At 49.0% G+C, this 1,247-nt stretch carries 3 protein-coding genes; all 3 read left to right on the top strand.

Going from position 1 to position 1,247, the window contains the following annotated elements:
• The first annotated feature begins 8 nt into the window (after positions 1-8).
• On the top strand, positions 9-188 hold the full coding sequence (locus tag D5281_RS24960; RefSeq protein WP_016298901.1) for a hypothetical protein: 180 nt from the start codon (positions 9-11) through the stop codon (positions 186-188).
• 19 nt (positions 189-207) lie between these two features.
• Entirely contained in the window at positions 208-993 is a 786-nt protein-coding gene (locus D5281_RS24955) for a ParA family protein (protein ID WP_160562538.1), read from the top strand.
• The coding region (locus D5281_RS24950; RefSeq protein WP_330585341.1) for a ParB N-terminal domain-containing protein at positions 983-1,247 on the top strand (265 nt) is incomplete at its 3' end. The genes D5281_RS24955 and D5281_RS24950, both read left to right, overlap by 11 nt.

Here is a 1,247-nt window from a genome sequence, read left to right as displayed (position 1 = left end):
CGGGATTGATGTTAAAAGTCAGGCTTATGGGAACAAAGAACGATATTAAGTGGTTCGGGAAGATTTTACAGCGTAACCCGAAAATCGAGGTGACGGAGTTTTCCGATATGTTCCCAAACAAAGGGACAAAGAAATATTACCGGACTTATGTGGAAGTCAGGAAAAGCAACGTAAAAGAAAAACAGTAGAAGAAAAGGAGAACTAATCATGTGTAAAATAATCGCAATCGCAAACCAGAAAGGCGGAGTAGGCAAGACCACCACCACAAGCAATTTAGGCATAGGACTTGCGAAACAGGGAAAGAAAGTGCTTCTGATTGATGCGGACGCACAGGGCAGTTTAACAGCGAGTTTAGGATTTACAGAGCCGGACAGTCTGGAAGTCACGCTTGCAACCATTATGGGGGATTTAATCAATGACGGGGAAGTAGAACCGGGAGAAGGCATTCTCCACCATGAGGAAGGGATAGACTTAATGCCGGGGAACATTGAGCTTTCCGGTCTGGAGGTTTCCCTTGTGAATGTGATGAGCCGGGAAACGGTGCTGCGGTCGTACATAGAGATTGTCAGGGATAGTTACGATTATATCTTGATTGACTGTATGCCTTCCCTCGGCATGATTACCATAAACGCCTTTGCCTGCGCTGACAGTATCCTGATACCCGTACAGGCGGCATACCTGCCCGTCAAAGGCTTGCAGCAGCTTATTAAGACAGTGGGCAAGGTAAAGCGGCAGATTAACCCAAAACTGGAGATTGAGGGGATTCTGCTTACAATGGTGGACAGCCGGACGAACTATGCAAAGGACATCAGCTCCATGCTGAAGGAAGCCTATGGAAGCCGGGTAAGGATATTTGCTAATATTATCCCCATTTCCGTCCGGGCGGCGGAGATTTCAGCGGAGGGCGTCAGCATCTACAAGCATGATCCAAAGGGGAAAGTGGCGGCAGCTTATGATTCTCTTACAAAGGAGGTGCTTGCGGATGGGCAGTAATACAAAATCAAGAAGCGCATCGAAGGTTACTCTGGAAAAATTTGATGACCTGTTCGGCGGGAGTGCCGCACAGGAAAATGGGATTGAGCAGATCATCAATGCGCCGCTGGCGGAGCTTTACACGTTCAAAGACCACCCTTTCCGGGTGGAGGACGATGAGAAGATGGAGGAAACAGCCGAGAGTATCCGGCAGTACGGGGTGCTTGTGCCGGGGATTGCAAGACCGAGGGCGGGCGGCGGCTATGAAATCATAG

This window comes from Parablautia muri (genome assembly GCF_009917485.1).
Classification (GTDB): domain Bacteria; phylum Bacillota; class Clostridia; order Lachnospirales; family Lachnospiraceae; genus Suilimivivens; species Suilimivivens muri.
Note: the sequence above shows the minus strand (reverse complement) of the source record. Positions and strands in the feature narration are given on the sequence as shown.